Origin of the sequence: Bradyrhizobium sp. SZCCHNS3002, from assembly GCF_032377435.1 — a bacterium.
Taxonomy (GTDB): domain Bacteria; phylum Pseudomonadota; class Alphaproteobacteria; order Rhizobiales; family Xanthobacteraceae; genus Bradyrhizobium.
The window spans coordinates 229314-245553 of sequence record NZ_JAUHHY010000001.1; the positions used below are offsets into that span (position 1 = coordinate 229314).

General features: G+C 65.4%; 17 protein-coding genes. 8 read left to right on the forward strand and 9 right to left on the reverse strand.

From position 1 onward, the window contains the following. Window positions 1–2: 2 nt before the first annotated feature. A complete protein-coding gene (locus QW845_RS01065; protein ID WP_315799824.1) occupies window positions 3–386 on the reverse strand; it encodes a response regulator in 384 nt (127 codons plus the stop codon). Between the two features lie 261 nt (window positions 387–647). Between QW845_RS01065 and QW845_RS01070 the strand changes: the two genes are divergently transcribed. Together QW845_RS01070 and QW845_RS01075 are read left to right on the forward strand one after the other, a co-directional pair. Continuing rightward, window positions 648–1295, forward strand: a complete 648-nt coding sequence (locus QW845_RS01070) for a protein-L-isoaspartate(D-aspartate) O-methyltransferase (RefSeq protein WP_315800417.1) — start codon at window positions 648–650, stop codon at window positions 1293–1295. Window positions 1296–1402: 107 nt separating this feature from the next. Next, window positions 1403–2854, forward strand: coding sequence for a LysM peptidoglycan-binding domain-containing M23 family metallopeptidase (locus QW845_RS01075; protein ID WP_315799825.1), 1452 nt, complete (start codon window positions 1403–1405; stop codon window positions 2852–2854). A 226-nt stretch (window positions 2855–3080) separates the two neighbouring features. On the opposite strand, the gene QW845_RS01080 is transcribed toward QW845_RS01075, so the two are convergent. Further along, window positions 3081–4085, reverse strand: a complete 1005-nt coding sequence (locus QW845_RS01080; RefSeq protein WP_315799826.1) for an ATP-binding protein — start codon at window positions 4083–4085, stop codon at window positions 3081–3083. A 203-nt stretch (window positions 4086–4288) separates the two neighbouring features. Between QW845_RS01080 and yajC the strand changes: the two genes are divergently transcribed. From yajC to QW845_RS01105, 5 genes are all read left to right on the forward strand, one after another. Beyond that, complete coding sequence (gene yajC, locus QW845_RS01085; RefSeq protein ID WP_172108587.1) at window positions 4289–4657, forward strand: preprotein translocase subunit YajC; 369 nt, start codon at window positions 4289–4291, stop codon at window positions 4655–4657. A gap of 88 nt (window positions 4658–4745) precedes the next feature. Further along, a complete protein-coding gene (gene secD / locus QW845_RS01090; protein ID WP_315799827.1) occupies window positions 4746–6347 on the forward strand; it encodes a protein translocase subunit SecD in 1602 nt (533 codons plus the stop codon). An 8-nt stretch (window positions 6348–6355) separates the two neighbouring features. After that, a complete protein-coding gene (gene secF / locus QW845_RS01095) occupies window positions 6356–7381 on the forward strand; it encodes a protein translocase subunit SecF (protein ID WP_315799828.1) in 1026 nt (341 codons plus the stop codon). A gap of 55 nt (window positions 7382–7436) precedes the next feature. Then, the gene (locus tag QW845_RS01100; RefSeq protein ID WP_315799829.1) at window positions 7437–7820 is read left to right on the forward strand and encodes an Mth938-like domain-containing protein; all 384 of its coding nucleotides are present in this window, start codon (window positions 7437–7439) and stop codon (window positions 7818–7820) included. Then, on the forward strand, window positions 7817–8677 hold the full coding sequence (locus tag QW845_RS01105; protein WP_315799830.1) for a phytoene/squalene synthase family protein: 861 nt from the start codon (window positions 7817–7819) through the stop codon (window positions 8675–8677). Before QW845_RS01100 ends, QW845_RS01105 begins: the two co-directional genes overlap by 4 nt. Window positions 8678–8690: 13 nt before the next feature. Here QW845_RS01105 and QW845_RS01110 read toward each other — a convergent pair whose 3' ends face one another. From QW845_RS01110 to QW845_RS01130, 5 genes are all read right to left on the reverse strand, one after another. Further along, window positions 8691–9383, reverse strand: a complete 693-nt coding sequence (locus tag QW845_RS01110) for a TauD/TfdA family dioxygenase (RefSeq protein ID WP_315799831.1) — start codon at window positions 9381–9383, stop codon at window positions 8691–8693. A gap of 243 nt (window positions 9384–9626) precedes the next feature. Further along, window positions 9627–10517, reverse strand: a complete 891-nt coding sequence (locus tag QW845_RS01115; RefSeq protein WP_315799832.1) for a TauD/TfdA family dioxygenase — start codon at window positions 10515–10517, stop codon at window positions 9627–9629. A gap of 67 nt (window positions 10518–10584) precedes the next feature. Further along, entirely contained in the window at window positions 10585–11685 is a 1101-nt protein-coding gene (locus tag QW845_RS01120; RefSeq protein WP_315799833.1) for a serine/threonine protein kinase, read from the reverse strand. A gap of 7 nt (window positions 11686–11692) precedes the next feature. After that, the gene (gene trmFO / locus QW845_RS01125; RefSeq protein WP_315799834.1) at window positions 11693–13126 is read right to left on the reverse strand and encodes a methylenetetrahydrofolate--tRNA-(uracil(54)-C(5))-methyltransferase (FADH(2)-oxidizing) TrmFO; all 1434 of its coding nucleotides are present in this window, start codon (window positions 13124–13126) and stop codon (window positions 11693–11695) included. Between the two features lie 157 nt (window positions 13127–13283). Then, entirely contained in the window at window positions 13284–13436 is a 153-nt protein-coding gene (locus QW845_RS01130; protein ID WP_006614327.1) for a DUF1127 domain-containing protein, read from the reverse strand. 477 nt (window positions 13437–13913) lie between these two features. Between QW845_RS01130 and QW845_RS01135 the strand changes: the two genes are divergently transcribed. Further along, window positions 13914–14177 carry a hypothetical protein gene (locus QW845_RS01135; RefSeq protein ID WP_315799835.1) on the forward strand — a complete coding sequence of 88 codons (264 nt, stop codon included), beginning with the start codon at window positions 13914–13916 and terminating at the stop codon, window positions 14175–14177. A gap of 67 nt (window positions 14178–14244) precedes the next feature. On the opposite strand, the gene QW845_RS01140 is transcribed toward QW845_RS01135, so the two are convergent. Both QW845_RS01140 and QW845_RS01145 read right to left on the reverse strand, forming a co-directional pair. Further along, window positions 14245–15066: a lytic murein transglycosylase gene (locus QW845_RS01140; RefSeq protein ID WP_315799836.1), complete on the reverse strand. Its 822-nt coding sequence runs from the start codon at window positions 15064–15066 to the stop codon at window positions 14245–14247. Between the two features lie 190 nt (window positions 15067–15256). After that, window positions 15257–16168: a DUF2189 domain-containing protein gene (locus QW845_RS01145; protein ID WP_315799837.1), complete on the reverse strand. Its 912-nt coding sequence runs from the start codon at window positions 16166–16168 to the stop codon at window positions 15257–15259. Window positions 16169–16240: the final 72 nt, after the last annotated feature.

Below are 16240 nucleotides of genomic sequence, written 5' to 3' on the forward strand. Positions count from 1 at the left end.
TTCTACCCCTGCGGCTCAGCGCCACGCAGGGCATGATCGATCGCCTTTCCGAGCGTCTCGAGCTGGAACGGCTTCTGCAGGGCCGGCCGGTCGCGATATTCTTCCGGCAACCCCGACGAGCCGTAGCCGGTTGCGAAGATGAAGGGCCGGTTGCGCGCCTTGATGAGATCGGCCACCGGCGAGATGACCTTGCCGTTGACGTTGACGTCGAGAATGGCAACGTCGAAATAGGTGCTCTCCGCCAGCCGCATCGCTTCGCCGATTTCGCCGGCCTCGGCCGCGACGGTGTAGCCGAGCTCTTCCAGCATGTCGGCCACCATCATTCGGATCATGACTTCGTCTTCAACCAAAAACACAGAGCCGCGCGGCGGCCGCGGTGCAGTCATGATGTCAGTCCTTGCCCATATCCGATTTGACGCTCGCAAATAACGGCTTATGGCGCAACGTCAACAATGTCGTCTTTCGTGGCCGTGCGGCGTGGGCACGATCGCCCGTAAGGTGAACGAATCGGATCCGACTTGGTTCCTCGTTCGGAACGCGGTCGTTGTCGGGACCATGCATCCTGGTTGCGACGGGTACGCGGAAAATCGGTGCGCAACCCTCGCCCGGCAGGTAAATTGCGCAGGAGCCCACCAACCGACATCCCGATGCCCCCAGCTGCTCCTCCCGAGAAAATGATGTTTCAGCTGACCCTGCGTCGGCGCGGGATCAGCGATCAGGCGGTGTTGCGTGCGATGGAAGAGGTGCCGCGGGAGGAGTTCGTTCTGCCGGCCGACCGCCCGGACGCCTATCGCGACAGCGCGATGGCGATCGCTTGTGGACAGACCATCAGCCAGCCCTTCGTCGTCGCCTACATGACCGAGCAGCTCAAGCTGCAGAAGTCCCATCGTGTCCTCGAAATCGGGACGGGGTCGGGGTACCAGGCCGCGATTCTGTCCAGGCTGGTCACCAACGTCCTGACGGTGGAGCGCTTCCGGACATTGGCCGACAAGGCCAGGGAGCGGTTGGAGAAGCTCGGCTGCTTCAATGTCGAGGTCATGCTCGGCGATGGCTACGCGCTGCCGCCGGGGGGCGGCCAGTTCGACCGCATCATCGTAACGGCGGCGATGGATGAGATTCCCCAGAGCCTGCTCGACCGGCTGGAGCCGGACGGTATCCTGATCGCGCCGGTCGGGCCGCAACACGGGGTGCAGACGCTCGTCAGGATCACGCGGACGGGTGATCGTTTCGACCGAAAAGAGCTCGTCGACGTGCGATTTGTGCCGGCAATTCCGGGAATTGCGCGCGAACTCTAAAGAGACGGATCAGCAGGCCGCACAACGCTTTATTCGCGGCTTAAGCGCTTATTTACCGCGGCTGTGTTTACTCGAATTCGTTGTTTGTTGCGTACGAGTGAGTAACCATGCCCGCCACTGTCGAGTTGCTTCGCTCGCGCCGCCTGCCGCAGGTTGCGGCGTTGGCGCTGATGTCATTCGGCGTCGCCGGCTGCAGCGCCGACATGTCGACGCGGCTGTCGCAGACGCAAAATCCGTTTTCAAACCCGTTTGCATCCGATTCCACCGGGTCGGTGCAGGCGCAGCCGCCCCGGCAGCACCAGCAATACAGCCAGTCCTACACGCCGGCTCCCGCGCCGGCGCCAGCCTATTCGTCCGCGGCGCTGCCGCCCCCGGCGGTCGGGGCTCCGCAATCCTATCCGACGGGCGGCGGTGCCGGAGGCATGTCGTCGGGTGGGCGCGGCGTCGCATCCTATGCGCCACCCGCTGCGGTCCCCGTCGCAGCGCCCGCCGTCGCCGCACCCCAGGCCTATGCACAGCCGGCGCATTCCTATGCTCCGCCGGCTCAGCCGCGGCTCGAGACCACCGGCACCGTGCCGCCGCGTTCGGTCGCGGCCGCGCGTCCTGCCAGTGGCACCAAGATCATCGTCGGCACCAGCGATACGCTCGACATCCTCGCCAAGCGCTACCGCGTGACGCCGGCTGAGATCCTGGCTGCCAACGGCTACAAGGGGCCGCGCGCGTTGTCGCCGGGCCAGCAGCTGATCATTCCGCATCCTGGCGCGGTGGCGGCTGCGCCCGCGGCCCAGCCCGTTGCTGCGGCGCCAATGATCGCGCCGAAGCCGGTGGCGGCCGCAGCACCGTCCACCGTCCACTTCGTCAACCGCGGCGAGACACTCGCCAGCATCGCCCGCCAGAATCATCTGACGGCGGCTGAGCTCGCCCGCGCCAACAACATCGATCAGGCATCGCCGCTGAAGCTCGGGACCAGGCTGACCGTCCCTGGCAGGGCCGTAGCGGCAGCCGCGCCGGTGGCCCCGGTCGCAACCGTTCCCCAGGCGGTTGCGACCGTGCCGGCGCCAGCGCCGACGACGCGGGTTGCGGCGGCAGGTCCGGTCCAGAGCGCCCGCCTGGCCCAGGCCAATCCGGCGCCCGAGAAGGAGGAGGAGCCGGCGCGGCCGGCCGAAACCACCAGCTCGCTGCCGACCTTCCGCTGGCCGGCGCGCGGCAAGGTGATCACGAGCTACGGCGCCAAGACCAACGGCAAGTCCAACGACGGCATCAACATCGCCGTGCCCGAGGGCACCCCGGTGAAGGCAGCCGAAGATGGCGTCGTCGCTTACGCCGGCAATGAATTGAAGGGCTATGGCAACCTGGTCCTGGTGCGGCATTCCAACGGCTATGTCACCGCATATGCCCATGCGAGTGAGCTGATGGTGAAGCGCGGTGATCCGATCAAGCGCGGCCAGGTCATTGCCAAGTCGGGTCAATCGGGAGAAGTCGGATCGCCGCAGCTCCACTTCGAGATCCGCAAGGGATCGTCTCCGGTTGACCCGCTGCAATTCCTCAACGGGGCGTGAGCCGCGACGCCTGCCGCCCTCACATGCAAGGGCTCGCCTCTGGGCGAGCCCTTGTCGTTTGAGGCGGGATATCAGCCAAAGGCGTCGTTGCGAGCGCAGCGAAGCAATCCAGGGTGGTGTGCGGGACTCTGGATTGCTTCGCTGCGCTCGCAATGACGGAGGCTGAGACTGGTTGCGTGCCACGCAGGCGACTGTCATCGCCTGCGATGGGGCGCGGAAGGTCGGATTACTTCGCGCTCAGCCGCACGCCGAGGCGGCCCGCCAGATCCTGCGTGAACTGCCAGGCGACGCGGCCCGAGCGCGAGCCGCGCGTCGTGGCCCATTCCAGCGCCTCGCGCTCCAACTGATCCTCGGCCACTGCGATGTCGAAATGGCTGCAATAGCCTTTGACCATCGCGAGATATTCGTCCTGGCTGCAGCGGTGGAAGCCGAGCCACAGGCCGAAACGGTCGGACAGCGAGACCTTCTCCTCGACCGCTTCGCCCGGATTGATCGCGGTGGAGCGCTCGTTCTCGATCATATCGCGGGCCAACAGATGGCGTCGGTTCGAGGTGGCGTAGAGAATGACGTTCTCGGGCCGTCCCTCGATGCCGCCTTCGAGCACGGCCTTCAGCGATTTGTAGGACGCATCATTGCCGTCGAACGACAGGTCGTCGCAGAACACGATGAAGTGGAACGGCGCGGCACGAAGGATGTCCATCAGCGCCGGCAGGCTCTCGATGTCCTCGCGGTGAATCTCGATCAGCTTCAGCCGGTCGGCCGGCTTGCGCGTGACGTTGATGCTGGCATGGGCGGCCTTCACCAGCGATGATTTGCCCATGCCGCGCGCGCCCCACAACAAGGCGTTGTTGGCCGGCAGGCCGTTGGCAAAGCGCTCGGTGTTCTCGATCAGGATGTCGCGCATCCGGTCGATGCCCTTGAGCAGGTCGATCTCGACACGGCTGACGCGCGGCACCGTCGAGAGCCGGCCGTTCGGATGCCAGACGAAGGCGTCGGCCGCGTTGAGGTCCAGCGCGGGCGTGGCACCCGCATGGGTTGCCGCCAGATGCGTGGCAATGGCTTCCAGCGCACGGGCAATCCGGTCAGCCGTATCGTCGGAGGCGGGGCGGGCAGGACGTTTTGCCGCGATCTCTGGTGGCTTTTGCGCTGCAGGCCGGGTGCCTTTGGCGAGCGGTCCGAGGGCGTTTTTGGCGGGGCTACGGGACGGGGCTTTGGCTGGTTTTTTCGACATGCTGCAAGTTCCTGATGGGGCAGCCATATCGGGCCTCGCCGGCTGCCGCAAGCGGGGCGAAATGAAGGGGCGGGGCGCCTTGCTATTGGGACCGCTGCCGCTATATTCCGCGCGAAATTCGCAAGAGGCCGGCCCGCGCCGAGACATGCGTGGTTCGCCGGCTATTCCCGTCTCACCGGGCGCTGCCCACGAGGATCGACCACATGCTGATCACCCCTGCCTATGCCCAGGCCGCCGGCGCTGGCGACACCAACAGCATGCTGATGTCGCTGCTGCCGTTCGCGCTGATCTTCGTGATCATGTATTTCCTGATCCTTCGGCCGCAGCAGAAGAAGGTCAAAGAGCATGCCGACCTGGTCAAGAACGTCCGCCGCGGCGACACCATCGTGACCCAGGGCGGCCTGGTCGGCAAGGTGACCAAGGTCGTCGACGACGACCAGGTCGAGTTCGAGATCGCCGACGGCATCCGCGTGCGGCAGATGCGCCAGATGATCACGGGCGTCCGCACCAAGGGCGAGCCCGCGAAGGCAGACGCAAAGGACGACAAGAAGGACGAAAAGGCCGCGAGCTGATTGCGGCCCGGCCAGATCAACTCCGGCCTTCGCTCTTTAGTGATGTTCTGATTTTTCGGGCCGGCTACGGCCCTTACGGACAAGCTCCATGTTGTATTTCACGCGGTGGAAGGCGCTGGGCATCATTCTCACGGCGCTCGTCGTGTGCCTGTGCGCGGTGCCCAACTTCTTCTCCGAGGCGACGGTCAAGACCTGGCCGGCCTGGGCGCAGCGCCGGCTGGTGCTCGGCCTCGACCTGCAGGGTGGCTCCTATCTGCTGCTCGAGGTCGACTCCAACTACATCAAGAAGGAGCGGCTCGATGCCGTGCGCGACGACGTTCGCCGCACGCTGCGCGATGCCAAGATCGGCTACACCGGATTGGTGAGCCGGGGTGATGGGGTCGAGGTCCGGATCACCAAGGAAGGCGACACGGGAACTGCGATCTCCAAGCTGCGTGATCTCTCGCAGCCGCTCGGTGGGCTGCTCGGTTCCAGCGGCCAGCGCAGCCTCGAGGTCAGCGATGCCGGCGGCGGACTGGTCCGGCTGACGATCCCGCCGGCGGCCATCACGGAACGCATCCGCCAGACCATCGAGCAGTCGATGCAGATCGTCGAGCGCCGCGTCAACGAGCTCGGCACCGTCGAGCCGGTGATCCAGCGCCAGGGCAACGACCGCATCCTGGTGCAGGTGCCGGGCTTGCAGGATCCGACGCAGCTCAAGAACCTGCTCGGGCGCACGGCCAAGATGGAATTCCGCATGGTCGACACCTCGGTGCCGGCGGATCAGGCGATGCAGGGGCGGGTGCCGGCGGATTCCGAGGTGCTGCAGAGCGCATCGCCGCCCAACCAGCCCTATGTCGTCAAGAAGCAGGTGCTGGTCTCCGGCGGTGATCTGTCCGATGCGCAGACCGGCTTTGACCAGCGCACCAACGAGCCGATCGTCACCTTCCGCTTCAACTCGGCCGGCTCGCGCAAGTTTGCGCAGGCCACGACCGAGAATGTCGGGCAGCCGTTCGCCATCGTCCTCGACAACAAGGTGATTTCGGCGCCGGTCATCCGCGAGCCGATCACCGGCGGCTCGGGCCAGATCTCGGGCAATTTCACCGTGCAGTCGGCCAACGAGCTCGCGATCCTGCTGCGCGCCGGTGCGCTGCCGGCGCCGCTCACGGTCATCGAGGAGCGCACCGTCGGTCCGGGTCTCGGCGCCGATTCGATCGCCAAGGGCGAGCTCGCCTCCTATGTCGGCTCGATCCTGGTCATCGTGTTCATGCTGGTGACCTACCGGCTGTTCGGCGTGTTCGCCAACATCGCGGTGGTCGTGAACGTCGCCATGATCTTCGGTGTGCTGTCGCTGCTCAACGCCACGTTGACCTTGCCGGGCATCGCCGGCATCGTGCTGACGGTCGGCATCGCCGTGGACTCCAACGTGCTGATCTATGAGCGCATCCGCGAGGAGCTGCGTGGCGGCCGCAACGCGATCTCGGCGATCGACGCCGGCTTCAAGCGCGCGCTGGCGACCATTCTCGACTCCAACATCACCACCTTCATCGCCGCCGCCGTGCTGTTCTACATCGGCACCGGCCCGGTGCGCGGCTTCGCCGTGACGCTGGGCATCGGCATCCTCACCACGGTCTTCACCGCCTTCACGCTCACCCGCCTGATCGTGGCGGGGTGGGTGCGGTGGAAGCGGCCGCAAAGCGTGCCAATCTAGGAGCTACTGTGACACACTGGGTTCTCATCGGGCTTGGCATCCTGATCGTGGTGCTGACGGTGGTCAGCGCGCTCGGCCTGCTACCGTCGCTGCGCATCGTGCCCGACGACACGCATTTCGATTTCACGCAGTTCCGCCGCATCAGCTTCCCGATCTCGGCGGCACTGTCGATCCTGGCGATCGTGCTGTTCTTCACCCACGGCCTGAACCTCGGCATCGACTTCCGCGGTGGCACCTTGCTCGAGGTGCGGGCCAAGTCGGGCACCGCCGACATCGCCGGGATGCGTGCGAAGCTGTCGACGCTCGGCCTCGGCGAAGTGCAGCTGCAGCAGTTCGGTGCTGATACCGATGCATCGGTTCTGATCCGTATCGCCGAGCAGCCTGGCGGTGATGCCGCGCAGCAGGAGGCCGCCAACAAGGTGAAGGCGGCGATCGGTGATTCCGTCGAATATCGCCGCGTCGAGGTCGTGGGTCCGCGCGTCTCTGGCGAGTTCCTCGCCGTCGGACTGCTCGGCCTGATGCTCGCGATCGTCTCGATCCTGATCTATCTGTGGTTCCGCTTCGAGTGGCAGTTCGCGCTCGGCGCCATGATCGCCAACGTCCACGACATCGTGCTGACGATCGGATTCATGTCGATCAGCCAGGTCGATTTCGACCTCACCAGCATCGCGGCGCTGCTGACCATTCTCGGCTACTCGCTGAACGACACCGTCGTCATCTACGACCGTATCCGCGAGATGCTGCGGCGCTACAAGAAGATGCCGATGCCGCAGCTGCTCAACGAATCGATCAACTCGACCTTGTCGCGCTCGATCATCACGCACGTCACGGTGACCCTGGCGCTGCTGGCGCTGCTCTTGTTCGGCGGCCCGGCGATCCACAGCTTCACCGCGGTGATGATGTTCGGAGTCGTGCTGGTCGGCACCTACACCTCGATCTTCATCGCGTCGCCGATCCTCATCTATCTTGGCGTGCATTCGGTCCGAGCCGAAGCGCAGGAGGAGAAGCCGGCGGCGAAGAAGAAGATGCCGTGATTCGAAGGAAGCTTGCCTTCGGATCAGATCCGGAGGCAGCAAGCTGGTCTCGGGCATGACCACTCCGAACGACACTCCGCACTTCCCGCGATCGGCGCCGATCGACGGCTATGGCAAAGGCGGCTTTGCCTTTGCCGGCATGTCGCACCGCGGCTCGCTGTTGTGCCTGCCCGACTCGATCTGGGCCTGGGATGTCACTCAGCCCGGCCAGATCGACCGATATTCGCTGCAGCGCGTTTTCGACGCGGCGAACAGAATCGACACGCTCATCATCGGCACCGGAAACGAAGTCTGGATCCCGCCCGCACCGCTGCGCGCGGCCCTGCGCGGCGTGAACGTCGTGCTCGATGCGATGCAGACCGGCCCCGCGATTCGCACCTACAACGTCATGATCGGCGAGCGGCGCCGGGTTGCGGCAGCGCTCATCGCCGTCCCATGAGCGAGACGAGCGCCAACAGCGACGCCGCGTTCTGTGCAGGCCTTGTCCGCGAGCACGATTTCGACCGCTACGCCTCGACGCTGTTCATGCCGCCCGAGCCCCGGCGTGCGCTGTTGTCGCTGTACGCATTCAACGTCGAAGTCAGCCGCATACGAGATCTGGTGTCGCAGCCGCTGCCGGGCGAAGTCCGGCTGCAGTGGTGGCACGACACGCTGACGGGTCACGAACATGGCGGCGCCGAGGGAAATCCCGTTGCGGCCGAATTGCTGCTCACCGTGCAGCGCTTCGCGCTTCCGGTCGAGCGGCTGACGCGCCTGGTCGATGAGCACCAGTTCGATCTCTATAACGATCCGATGCCGACGATGGCGGCGCTGGACGGCTATCTCGGCGACACGCGCGGCGCGCTGTTCGCGCTGGCCGCGCAGATCATTGCGCCGCCGTTTGCGGACGCCGATCATCTCGCGCACCATGCCGGCATCGCGCAAGGGTTGCTCCAGGTGATCGCGTCGCTGCCGCGCGATGCCGCCCACCGGCAGCTCTACGTTCCGCTCGATCTTCTCGCGCGGCATGGCGTCGGCCAGGAGGAGATGTTCTCCGGCAAGGCGTCACCGGCGATCCAGGAGGTGATCATGGAGCTGCGCGGGCAGGCCCGGCAGCATCTCGATCACACCCTCGAGCTGGCGCGCCAGGCGCCGCCGTCCGTGCGGCCGGTTCTGCTGCCGCTCGCGCTGGTCCGGCGCGACCTCGCGCGGGCCGAGCCCCGCGACGATCCGTTTCAGCAGCGCCCCCGCTCGCGCCTCGCGACGCTGTGGACGCTGTGGCGGGCCGCGGGGACGGCGAGTTTTCGCGCGCGCTGACGCCGTCGCCGGCTCAAGCCGAGGGCATCGTGTTCCATAGTGGCGGGCTGTGCAGGAGTCTCGGCATGTCCGGCGACTCGTGCCGGTGGATCGTGCAGCGGGTGTCCCAGACGACGAGATCACCGGGCCGGCAGGTGTGGGTCCAACTGAACTCGGGCCGTTCGGCAAGCTGCCAGAGATCGTCGAGCAGCGCGTCCGATTCGTCCTGCTCGAGGCCGACGACGTAGGAATGGCGGCGCTGCCCCAGCGCGAGCATCGAGCGGCCGGTATCGATATGATTGCCGACCAGCGGGTGCACCGGGCCTGCGATGACGGTGCGACGGCCATCATCGGCGGTGTCGGTCGCGAGATGACGAACCTTCAGATGAGCGACGCGGCTGCGCAGCGCCGGCGAGAGCGCGTCATAAGCGGCGTAGAGGCTGCAGAATGACAGTCTGTCGCCCAGCAAGCCGCCGGGAGAGGTGTAAAATAGATCCGCGTGACCGAAGCGGCGGCTGAAAGCCGCGATGTCACGTTCACCAAGACGCTGGCCGCGCACGAGCAGGACCTGGTGCTTGAGCAGCGCGCGCATGAACGAGGCGAACGCCCAATCATCGAAGGATCCGAGATCGACATTGCAGACCTCGGCACCGAGCGTCTTTCCCGTCGGGATGACCTGGATGAGGCTGCTTTCGGCGCTTCGAGCAACGTTGCTTCTGAGACTCACTTGCGTCATCTCCCAAGTTTCACCAGCGCCTGCAAATCAACCATCGTAATTTGTCGCGGGTGTTTCGGCTCGGAGGCAATTCGCGGAAGGATCGCGGCACGATCTGCCGATTGTCGGCACACTCTGCCGCTCTGAGTCGGAAATTGGACGCTTCAAGGCGACGCACGAGGAAATATCCAGCAACCTGCAACTCATTCGCAGGCAATCTGGCGCTTGATCGTGCGGATGTCGCGCGCAAGCGAATCAGTGCGGGCGATTCGTTCCCTTGATCTGGGTCCGATGCATGATTCGCCGCGCATGATCATCGAACGGATCGCGCCGATGCATGGTGCAGCGATTGTCCCAGATGACGAGATCGCCGACCTTCCAGACATGCTCCCAGGCGAATTCCGGACGGGCTACATACGCCCACAATTCGTCGAGCAGTGCCTCCGATTCCGCCAGTTCGAGCCCGACCAGATAGGCGTTGCGCCGGCGGCCGAGATAAAGCATCTGCCGACCGGAATCGGGATGCGTGCAGACCAGCGGATGGATCGCGCCCGGCGAGGTGCGCGGATCATCGGTCGGCGTCACGCCCTGACGTACGAAGCCGCCGCTGTTGTAGGTGCCGTCGTGCTTGATCTTCAGATCCGCGACACGGCGCTTCAGTTCGAGCGGAAGCCCGTCGTACACGGCATACATGCTGCAGAACGAGGTGTTGCCGCCGGCGGGCGGAATTTCCAGCGCGTAGAGCGCGCTCGCGATCGGCGGCGTGTCGAGATACGACATGTCCGTATGCCACACCGCTTCTCCCGCGCCGAGACTGCCGATCGCCTCGCCATTCACCTTCACGTTCGAGACGATATAGATTTCGGGCAGACCGTCGACGAAGCGGCGCCCGTTCTCCTGCACCGGCGCCCAGTCGAGATCACCGAAGCGGCGGCTGAAGGCGATCAGGTCCTGGTCCGTCAGATCCTGGCCGCGCACCAGCAAAACGGAGTGCGTGTGAAAGGCGCGGAGCAGGGCGCCGAAGGCCGCATCGTCGAGATGCCTGAGATCGACATGTCGAATCTCCGCCCCGAGTTGCCGGCCAGTCGGGATGATCTCGATGCTCGACGACCGAGAGATTGTCGCCGCGCGGGTCTCGACGTTCATTGCCAAATCCTCCCAAACGACATTGCAACCACAGGATACAATGGCCGGGCCGCGAAGTCTCGTCCGCTCAGGCCGAAGGCAGCTTCAGGTCGGCCTCGAAATTGAACCGGTCGCGCAGGTTCTTGCGCGAGTCCAGGATGTCCTTGAGGAAGGCGCGATCACTGTCGCTCGTGAGCATCGGCTCGATCAGGTCGATCTGGTTCATCGCGACCAGCTGCAACAGCTCGGTGCGTGGCCTGCCGCTGGCGTCGCGCGGCAGGGCATGCACGACCTGGATGTGCTCCGGCGGCTTCGGGCCCTTGGCTGAAGCAAGCTCGTTCTGCAACTGGGTTTCAAGCGTAGGCTGCTCCCCCTCGACGAACGCATACAGCCCGACGCCGGTTCGGCGGTCGGCGAAGGCGACGATCGCGGCATCGCGCACGGCCGGGTTCTTCCGGATCATATCCATCAGCACCGGCGCATCGTTGACGAGGCGCCGTCCACCCCCCTCGCGGTCGGTGAAATTGAAGATGCCGCGCGTGATCGCGCGATACACCTTCTTGCCGGTCATCAGCCAGATGCGCGCGAACAGCGATTTGCGTGCCAGGATCTTGCGCTCCTTCGGCGTCAGCGCCTCGGGCGCGTAACTCCGCTTGTGCTTGAGCAGGTGACGCAAATCCTCATAGGCCGCGATCCGGAACAGGCGGCTGCGGCTGTCGAAGCAGGCGGCCAGCTGAAAGTCCGTCACGTAGCTATGGCCGTCGTGACCGACCAGCCAGTTCTGCTCCTTGGCGAGATCGTTGTGCGTGATTCCGGCGCGATGCAGCCGGCGCATCATCCGCTTGGCCGAACGGAAATAGGCGACGTTGCCGTGCGGCTTGGCCAGATGCAGCGCCACGCCATTGATGAAGCCGCGGACCAGCGCGCGATCCCCCGCCCACAGCAGATCGGGGCCGGCGTTGAGCCCCCTGGCGCGCGTCAGCGCCTTGCGCTCGCGCGTGAACAAATGCCGCGCCAGCACGAACGACCACCACGGCACCTCGTCGAGCCGGCGCAGCACCGCATCGACTTCGCCGGCCTCGCTCTGGAAGCGGCCGCGCTCGACGGTCGAGAACACGTCGCGCTTGAGCAGCACGCCTTCGCTCCAACGTGCCGCCAGCACGGCGGAATCAGTCTTCGGCAAACTCATGGGGCTCTCACGCAGCGGCCGCGACGCGCAGGTGCTCGGCGATCCAGCGGTCGAGATCAGCCAGCGCGCGGGCGCTCATCGCCTGCTTCTTCGCCACCGTCTTCTCGTTGCCCTTCAGCCGCGTGCCGTCCGGCTTGCGGGTGGGGGCCGCCGCCAGCGGCGGGAACAGGCCGAAATTGATGTTCATGGGCTGGAACGAGCGCGTCGCGCCGTCGATCGTCTCGATGTGGCCGCCGGTGATATGGCCGAGCAGGGCGCCGAGCGCGGTGGTTGGCGGTGGCGGCAGCAGATCGGCGCCGCGCACCTCGGCGGCGGCGTAGAGGCCTGCGATCAGGCCGATGCTCGCCGACTCCACATAGCCCTCGCATCCCGTCATCTGGCCGGCAAAGCGAAGCCGAGGTTGCGCGCGCAGACGGAGCTGCGCATCGAGCAGCTTCGGCGAGTTGAGGAAGGTGTTGCGATGCAGCCCGCCGAGCCGCGCGAATTCGGCGTTCTCGAGACCGGGGATCGTGCGGAAGATCTGCTGCTGCGGGCCGTATTTCAGTTTCGTCTGGAACCCGACCATGTTGTAGAGCGTGCCGAGCTTGTTGTCCTGGCGCAGTTGCACGATCGCGTAGGGTTTGACGGTCGGATTGTGCGGATTGGTCAGGCCGACCGGCTTCATCGGACCATGGCGCAACGTCTCGTGACCGCGCTCGGCCATCACTTCGACCGGCAGGCAGCCGTCGAAATAGGGCGTGTTGGTCTCCCACTCCTTGAAGTCGGTCTTCTCGCCGGCGAGCAGCGCCGCGACGAAGGCGTCGTACTGCTCCTTCGTCATCGGACAGTTGATGTAGTCGGCGCCAGTGCCGCCCGGACCGACCTTGTCGTAGCGCGACTGGAACCAAGCCTTGGACATGTCGATCGTGTCCTTGTGCACGATCGGCGCGATGGCGTCGAAGAAGGCGAGCGCCGTCTCGTCGGTCAGGTCACGGACGGCCTCTGCCAGCGGCTGCGAGGTGAGCGGACCGGTGGCGATGATCACCTTCTCCCAGTCCGCCGGCGGCAGGCCGGTGATCTCGCCGCGGCGCAGCTCGATGCGCGGATGGCCTTCCAGCGCGCTTGCGACGGCAGCCGAGAACCCGTCACGGTCGACGGCCAAGGCACCGCCGGCCGGGACCTGGTTGGCGTCGGCGGCCCGCATGATCAGCGAGCCAAGCCGACGCATCTCGGCATGCAGGAGGCCGACCGCGTTATTGGCCGCGTCGTCGGAGCGGAACGAGTTGGAGCACACGAGCTCGGCCGGCGTCGCGGTCCGGTGCGCCTCGGTCATGCGGTCCGGCCGCATCTCGTGCAGCACGACGTCGACTCCAGCCTCGGCGAGCTGCCAGGCGGCTTCCGAGCCGGCGAGGCCGGCACCGACAATGTGGACGGTCTTCGAAGGTGATTTGGAGCCTGTCATGCGCGGGACAGGTAGCGCTTTTCCCGAGCGCTGCAAATGCGCCAGTGAGGCTCGGCGCGAGAAAGCGGGCGCGTGTGTCGCCGTGTGCGAACCGCCCGAAAACGGCAACGCCCGCAGCGAGGCGGGCGATGTCCGGTAGATATCGGAAGAGTGCTGATCAGCCGTTGTAGTGACCGGCGGCAACGCGCGGGATGTCCGAGCGATCGAGACCGATGTCGGCGAGTTCGCGATCGCTGAGCTGCGACAGCTCGGCAACGTTGCGCTGATACTCACGGAACGCCTGAACCATGCGGATGAGCGAGAGCAACATGAGAAATCTCCTTTAGTTCGCGATTCAGTTCTTCGTTGGAACTTCATCGTTGAAATGAACATAGAAGGGAATGTTGCGATGCGGAAGCGTGAATGTTGCGATGCAGCTAACCCCTCGGCGCATAGCTTGAGTAACGCTTGGGTAAGAATCGGGCAGGGCGCCCAGCCGCTAAGCGAATTGCAAAAAACCACGTATTCATGCGGTTTTTCAATCGCTCGTTCGGATTGCCGGATCGCGTAATGCCAACTCCGATGCTGGACAAGTTTTGGAGGTGCCCGCCCGGTCCGTACCTCGCGAAATGCATGGGTTGATAGAATGAATATAAATTCATTATTTTGGCTTTACCTGTCGAATGGAAGGCTCGCCATCACGGATCGCTCGCGGCGATTTCATTTCGTGCCATCTCGCGGAAGGTGCGACAAAGTGTCGCGGTATCCGGCAATGATGCCGATGCCGCCGCACCAGCGAGGAAGAACAATGAACAAACTGTTTGGGGCCGCGCTCATCACTGCGGCAATCGTGGCGTTCGATCCGGCTCAGGCCGCGCGGATGCATGGCGCCGGCTGCAGCGGGGCCAACCTGGAAAAGACCGAGACGGCGATCGAGGCCATGGCCGACGGCGACGCCCGATACACGGCGCAAAAAGAGATCGCGGCGGCGCAGGACGCGCTTCTGAGCGGCAAGATGGGTGCCTGCAGCATGCACCTGACCAGGGCGATGCAGGCCGGGATGAGCAAGTAGCGGGCGTATCACAGCATCATCGAACGAACGGCCGGTCGCGATGCCGCGATCGGCCTCACTCTCCCTCCTACGGCGCCCGCGCCAGCTGGGTCGCGAACGTCGCGATCGTCCGCGCATAGACCTCGCTCTTGTTCCACTGCTGGATGACCGCAAAATTCGGGCCGCCGGGCTCCCAGTCCTTGCCCTTCTGCCAGCCATAGCCCTTCAAATAGTTCGCGGTGGAGGCGAGAACGTCGGGCGCGCTGCGGATCAGGTCGCGCCGGCCATTGCCGTCGAAATCCACGGCATATTTGATCCAGGACGACGGCATGAATTGGGTCTGCCCGATCTCGCCGGCCCAGGCGCCGTGCATCTCGGCCGGTTGAAGGTCGCCGCGGTCGACGATGCGCAGCGCATCCAGCAGCTCGCCGCGGAACTGCTCGGCGCGGCGGCAGTCATGGGCCAGCGTCGCGAGCGCGCGGATGGTCGGGAACTTGCCGACGTTGACGCCGAAATCGGTCTCGAGACCCCAGATCGCGACCAGCACCTCGCCGGGCACGCCGTAGCTCTGCTCGATCCGCGACAGCACCGAGCCGTATTGCTTCAGCATGTTGGAGCCGCGGGTCAGGCGCGGCGGCACCATGCGCCCGGAGAACTCCTCGAAGGTCTGGCTGAACACCTTCTGACCGCGGTCGCGGTTCAGCACGCTCTGGTCGGGCGTCACGCCCGTCAGCGCCGCATTGATCGTGTTCTGCGAGATGCCTTTGGCCGCCGCTTCGGTCTTGAACTCGGCGAGCCAGCCGTCGAAATTGCCGTTGCCGCAGGGTACCGCGGCATGCGCTGGCGCTGACAGGGGGGTGAGGGCAGCGAGACAGGCAAGAGCGGAAACGGCGAGAACGCGAGCAATCATCGAAACACCTGGACGGCAATGGATTCAAAAGGCGTTGCTGGGCGTGCTCCATGTCGGGCGTAACCGCGGCAGCAGCAAGGCCTTTCGATCACATTGGCGTCGGATTTCGTGAGCGCCGCCACACTCTGCGGCCACTCGACGCGACCGCCGGCCTGGAGGCCGGCGGCAGTGAAGATTCATCGCGGCGTCCTCACATCTGGTCACGCGAGCGCCATGGGAACAGGTTCGCCGGGAAATCCGCCGCGGGCTTGGAGCTGCGGGGGGCCGGCGGCACGATCCGGGCGGCGTCGGGATGGATCGCGATGGCCTCACGGTAGAGATGCCAGGTGGCGTGGCCGAGCACCGGGATCACGACGGCGAGGCCGAGGAAGAACGGGATCGTGCCGGCCACCAGGAGCACTGCGACGATGAGGCCCCAGGCCGCAACCGGAACTGGATTCTTGGCCGCCACGCGCAGCGAGGTGACCACCGCTTCGAGCGCGCCGGCGTGACGGTCGAGCATCAATGGGAAGGACACGATGCTGAGGCACAGCGCCAGCAGCGCGAACAGGAAGCCTGCGCCACAGCCGACCGCGATCAGCCACCAGCCTTGCGGTGTGGTGAAGACCCGCTGCAGGAAATCGCTCACACCGGTCGCGCCGCCATAGCCGAACACTGCGACGTAGATCGCCTGCGCCGTCGCGACCCAGGTGACGAACAGCGCGAGGAGCAGCGTGCCCAGTCCGAGCATCGAGCCGAACGAGGGCGACCGCAGCACCTCCAGGGCGTCCCAGGCACTGGTGTCCTCGCCGCGGTCACGGCGGCTGCTGAGCTCATAGAGACCGAGCGCGGCGAACGGGCCGAGCAGGGCGAAGCCCGCCGCCAGCGGAAACAACAGCGGCACCACCGCATAGCCGAACGCTGCGCGTGCCAGCACCAGGCCGAGAACGGGATAGATCGCACATAGCATCACGGCGTGACTCGGCACCGCCTTGAAGTCATCCCAGCCGAGCCGGAGCGCGCGCATCAGGCTCGACATGTCGATCGTACGAATCGTCAGCTCAGCCGCGACCTCGTCTGCCGCCCGAACGTGGGAGGCAGCATTGCTGTGGTAGGTGGCCATCGTCGTGTGCTCCCTCAACTTGCGTAGGGCGCTTCCCAACCACGCAGGCGGGCTGCGCTTCTCGTTGGAACA